Origin of the sequence: Streptomyces durbertensis, assembly GCF_014156695.1 — a bacterium.
Taxonomy (GTDB): Bacteria; Actinomycetota; Actinomycetes; order Streptomycetales; family Streptomycetaceae; genus Streptomyces; species Streptomyces durbertensis.
On the sequence record NZ_WMLF01000437.1, the window covers coordinates 1 to 4,539 of the forward strand.

Genomic DNA, 4,539 nt, shown 5'->3' on the forward strand with positions numbered 1-4,539 from the left:
GCTCCTCTCGATACACGAACGTATCGAGTACACACGTGTATCAACAAGGGGTCGGACACCACCTCGTCCGGTCAGACCGGCGACCCGGCGACGACGGACGCCACCAGCTCCCGGTCCACCGGGCGCCCGTAGATGTCCTCCGCGAACGCCACGTACGCGTCGACGCCGCCCACCAGAGGCTCGAAGAGCCAGTCCGCGCCGTCGGCGTCCGCGTCGTCGTACCCGTCGAACGCCACCGGGCCGCAGGACCACGCCGCCGCCCCGGCCTCCCGCCAGACGCACACCGTGGCGTCCAGGAACCCCTCGAACAGCAAGGCCGGATCGGTGAGATGACGCGACAGAGCGGCGGGCACGCCGTCGAGCAGCCCGGGCCAGTGCGCCCGCGGCTCGACCCGCCACGGCGTCGCCGCGGACTCGTGGTCGAAGCCCATGAGCAGGACACCGGCCGGATCGAAGACCACGCGGTACTCGTCGCCGCCGCCGCTCTCCCACTCGGCGAGCGCGACGCCCTCCGACCATCGCGGCTCGAAGCGGTGGCGCTGCCACGTCCCGCCCAGCACGGCGTCGAGCGCCGCGAACGCCCGGCAACGCGCGAGCAGTACGTCCGGCTCCGGAAGGACCTTGACGAGGTCGTGCACTGTCATGCCGTCATGAGAGCACCCGCCACTGACAACCGGGCACCGAGCACTGAGCAGCGAGCCCCGAGCGCCGGGCGCCGAGCTGGGGCTGGGGGCGGCGGGGCGGTGTCCGGGGGGGATTGTCAGTGGTGGGTGTTCTCATGGGCGCATGCCACTCGCAGACGAACTCCTCCCCGCTTCGACGGCCGACGAACTCGCCGCCCGACTGGCCGGTCCGGGCCGGCCGGCCGACGCGCTGCGGGCGTGCGCCGGGGAGCTCGCGGGCCGGGCCTACGGCGAGCGCGTCGAGCTGCTGCGGGACGCGGTCCTGGCCGACCTGCCCGAGGAGTTCCCCGCCTTCGCCGCCGCCGTCCGCGCGGCGCTGACCGATCCGGGGTTCACCGGCTGGATGACGCTCCCGGTCTGCCAGGCGGTCGCGGTGCGCGGCCGTGAGACGGACGCGGCGTTCGAGCCCGCGCTCGCACTGCTGGCGGAGCTGACGCCGAGGCTCACCGCCGAGTACGCCGTACGGCCCTTCCTCCTGGCCGACCAGTCGCGCGCCCTCGCGGTCATACGCCGCTGGGCCGACCACCCCGACCCGCACGTGCGGCGGTTGGCGAGCGAGGGCACCCGGCCCCGGCTGCCCTGGGCGGTGCGGCTGCCCGCGCTCGCCGCCGACCCGGCGCCGGTGCTGCCGCTGCTCGACGCCCTCTACCGGGACGACTCCGAGTACGTACGGAGATCGGTTGCCAACCATCTGAACGACGTGAGCCGCGAGCATCCGGCGCTGGCGGTGGAGGCGGCCGGGCGGTGGCTGGCCGCGCCCGCCGCCACCACCGAGCGGGTGGTGCGGCACGGCCTGCGGACGCTGATAAAGGCCGGCGACGCGGCGGCGATGGCGGCCCTGGGCCACGACCCCGACGTGCCGCTTGTCGTCGACGGGCCCCGGCTGGCCGCCGACACGGTGACGCTGGGCGGCCATCTGGAGTTCGCGTGCGCGGTCACCAACAAGCACGACCGCCCCGCCACGGTGGTCGTCGACTACGTCGTGCACCACCTCAAGGCGAACGGCACGCGCAGCCCCAAGGTCTTCAAGCTGGCCACCCGCACGCTCGAACCGGGGGAGACCTGGCGCACCACGCGCCGCCATTCGATACGCCCGCTCACCACGCGCCGCTACCACCCGGGTGAGCACGCCGTGCAGCTCCAGACCAACGGACGACGGCACCCGGAGGTCGCGTTCACGCTGCTGCCCGCCGAAGGCTGAGCAATCGCCGACGGCTGACCAACCGCCGGCGGTGACCGGGTCGCTCAGGCGGCGGCCGCGGCCGCCGCCCCGGCGGCGTCAGCCGAAGGCGAGGTTGACCACCCAGAAGCTGGCGGCCGCCACCGCGGCCGCCGCCGGCATGGTGATGAACCAACCGGCGATGATGTTCTTCGCGACGCCCCACCGCACGGCCTTCACCCGCCGGGTGGCGCCGACGCCCATGATCGCCGAGGTGATCACGTGCGTGGTGGAGATCGGGGCGTGGAACATGTACGCGGTGGTGTACATGACGGAGGCCGCGGTGGTCTCGGCGGCGAAGCCCTGCGGCGGGTCGAGCGCGATGATGCGCCGCCCGAGGGTGCGCATGATGCGCCAGCCGCCCGCGTAGGTGCCGAGCGACAGCATCACGGCGCAGGCGATCTTCACCCAGACCGGGATCGCGTCGCCCTCCTCCTCGACGCCGGCGATCACCAGGGCCATCACGACGATGCCCATCGTCTTCTGGGCGTCCTGGAGTCCGTGGCCGAGCGCCATGCCGGCGGCGGAGACGGTCTGGGCGATGCGGAAGTTGCGCTGGGCCTTGTGCGGGTTGGCGTTGCGGAACATCCACAGGATGGCGGTCATGACCAGGTAGCCGACCAGCAGACCGACCAGCGGGGAGAGGAACATCGGGATGACGACCTTCTCCAGCACGCCCGACCAGTAGACCGTGCTGGAGCCGGCGAGGGCCGCGCCGACCATGCCGCCGAACAGGGCGTGCGAGGAGGAGGACGGCAGCCCGAAGTACCAGGTGATCATGTTCCAGGTGATCGCTCCGGCCAGCGCGGCGAACAGGATCATCATTCCCGTCGAGCCGGTGGGTGTGGCGATCAGGCCCTCGCTGACCGTCTTCGCGATGCCGTTGCCGAGGAACGCGCCGGCCAGGTTCATCACGGCGGCCATCACCAGTGCGGCCTTGGGCGTCAGCGCGCGGGTGGAGATGGAGGTGGCGATGGCGTTCGCGGAGTCGTGGAAGCCGTTGGTGTAGGTGAAGAACAGCGCGACGCCGATGACAACAACAAGCGCGAAGGTGTCCACGGTGGTCAGGACTCCTTGACCGCGATCGTCTCCACCGTGTTCGCGACGTGCTCGAACGCGTCGGCGGCCTCCTCCAGCACGTCGACGATCTGCTTCAGCTTGAGCACCTCGATGGCGTCGTACTTGCCGTTGAAGAGGTGCGCGAGCAGCCGGCGGTGGATCTGGTCCGCCTGGTTCTCCAGCCGGTTGACCTCGATCCAGTACTCGGTGAGGTTCTCCATGGTGCGCAGGTGCGGCATGGCCTCGGCGGTCAGTTCGGCTGCCCGGGAGAGCACCTCGATCTGCTGCTCCACACCCTTGGGCAGCTGCTCGATCTGGTAGAGGACGACAAGATCGACGGCCTCCTCCATGAAGTCCATGATGTCGTCGAGCGAGGAGGCCAGCCGGTAGATGTCCTCGCGGTCGAAGGGGGTGATGAAGGAGGAGTTGAGCTGGTGGAAGATCGCGTGGGTGGCGTCGTCGCCGGCGTGCTCCGCGGCCCTCATGCGTTCGGCGATCTCAGCCCGCGCGGAGACTTCGGCCCCGAGCAGTTCCATCAGGAGCTTGGAGCCTGTGACGATGTTGTCCGCGGAGGCGGCGAACATGTCGTAGAAGCTCGTCTCCCTGGGGGTCAGACGGAAGCGCACAGGTTGTCCTCAGGGTGCATCGGCGTCAGTCTCGTTGATGCTAGGCGCATCATCCGGCCACGGCTGAGTGGCGTCCACCAGTGTCACCTATCGGACCCTCCGCCGAGCACCGGCCCCAAGGTACTGCTCCGCCCGTCAACGGGAAATAGGTACGATATACCCACGCGGGGTATATCCCCAGAAGTCGACACAGGAGAACCCCCATGAGCGCGCCCGACGCCCCGACCGTCGCGACCGGCGAGCCGGAGTGCCACCAGCCCTCGCCGACCGGCCCGCACGGCTACTCCGAGGACAAGGACGCCCACCTCAAGCGGCTGCGCCGGATCGAAGGGCAGGTCCGCGGCCTCCAGCGCATGGTCGACGAGGACGTGTACTGCATAGACGTGCTCACCCAGGTCTCCGCCTCCACCAAGGCGCTGCAGTCCTTCGCGCTGCAACTGCTGGAGGAGCACCTGAGGCACTGCGTCGCCGCCGCGGCCACCAAGGGCGGCGAGGAGATGGACGCCAAGGTCGCCGAGGCCAGCGCCGCCATCGCCCGTCTGCTGCGCACCTGACGGCCCGGCGGCGGTCCTCTGCCACCCGCCGGCCGCCGCGGGTTCAGCCGTGCGTCGCCGCCCGGACGACTCACCGGCGTTTCCACGCCTGGCACGCCGTGCGGCGGGTGGCCGAAAACCGCCCCCGGTCGGTCGGGCGGGGGCGGCCTGCCGCACGGCTCAGAGGTGGTCGGCCGGCCCGCCCTCCTCCGGCTGTCTCCGGGCCGCGCGGACCCGGAGGATCTCGTCGATCCGGGTCAGGCTGAGCCGCTCGGCCGGATCGGCCGCGGCCGCGATGATCAGCTCGCCGTACAGCTCGATCTCGTGCAGCGCCTCGTCCTCGTAGGCGTACCGTTGTTCCCCCGCCATCCCCCACCTCCTCGGCCGCGGGATCGACCACGGGCGGCCAGGCACCGCCG

At 71.2% G+C, this 4,539-nt stretch carries 6 protein-coding genes; 2 read left to right on the forward strand and 4 right to left on the reverse strand.

The genetic code is table 11. From position 1 onward, the window contains the following. Positions 1 to 71: 71 nt before the first annotated feature. Complete coding sequence (locus tag GL263_RS22135) at positions 72 to 644, reverse strand: hypothetical protein (protein WP_182857502.1); 573 nt, start codon at positions 642 to 644, stop codon at positions 72 to 74. A 142-nt stretch (positions 645 to 786) separates the two neighbouring features. Here GL263_RS22135 and GL263_RS22140 point away from each other — a divergent pair, with 142 nt between their 5' ends. Then, complete coding sequence (locus GL263_RS22140; protein WP_182857503.1) at positions 787 to 1,884, forward strand: DNA alkylation repair protein; 1,098 nt, start codon at positions 787 to 789, stop codon at positions 1,882 to 1,884. 78 nt (positions 1,885 to 1,962) lie between these two features. On the opposite strand, the gene GL263_RS22145 is transcribed toward GL263_RS22140, so the two are convergent. Together GL263_RS22145 and GL263_RS22150 are read right to left on the reverse strand one after the other, a co-directional pair. After that, positions 1,963 to 2,961: an inorganic phosphate transporter gene (locus tag GL263_RS22145; RefSeq protein WP_182857504.1), complete on the reverse strand. Its 999-nt coding sequence runs from the start codon at positions 2,959 to 2,961 to the stop codon at positions 1,963 to 1,965. Between the two features lie 5 nt (positions 2,962 to 2,966). Further along, positions 2,967 to 3,587 carry a DUF47 domain-containing protein gene (locus GL263_RS22150; protein ID WP_182857505.1) on the reverse strand — a complete coding sequence of 207 codons (621 nt, stop codon included), beginning with the start codon at positions 3,585 to 3,587 and terminating at the stop codon, positions 2,967 to 2,969. A gap of 203 nt (positions 3,588 to 3,790) precedes the next feature. Between GL263_RS22150 and GL263_RS22155 the strand changes: the two genes are divergently transcribed. Continuing rightward, positions 3,791 to 4,141: a metal-sensitive transcriptional regulator gene (locus GL263_RS22155; protein WP_182857506.1), complete on the forward strand. Its 351-nt coding sequence runs from the start codon at positions 3,791 to 3,793 to the stop codon at positions 4,139 to 4,141. 159 nt (positions 4,142 to 4,300) lie between these two features. Here GL263_RS22155 and GL263_RS22160 read toward each other — a convergent pair whose 3' ends face one another. Then, a complete protein-coding gene (locus GL263_RS22160; RefSeq protein ID WP_182857507.1) occupies positions 4,301 to 4,489 on the reverse strand; it encodes a hypothetical protein in 189 nt (62 codons plus the stop codon). Between the last annotated feature and the right edge of the window lie 50 nt (positions 4,490 to 4,539).

Excerpts from the sequence above, each read along its gene's own strand:
- GL263_RS22135 (WP_182857502.1), bottom strand. The coding sequence starts at position 644 with ATGACAGTGCACGACCTCGTCAAGGTCCTTCCGGAGCCGGACGTACTG.
- GL263_RS22140 (WP_182857503.1), top strand. The coding sequence starts at position 787 with ATGCCACTCGCAGACGAACTCCTCCCCGCTTCGACGGCCGACGAACTC.
- GL263_RS22155 (WP_182857506.1), top strand. The coding sequence starts at position 3,791 with ATGAGCGCGCCCGACGCCCCGACCGTCGCGACCGGCGAGCCGGAGTGC.
- GL263_RS22160 (WP_182857507.1), bottom strand. The coding sequence starts at position 4,489 with ATGGCGGGGGAACAACGGTACGCCTACGAGGACGAGGCGCTGCACGAG.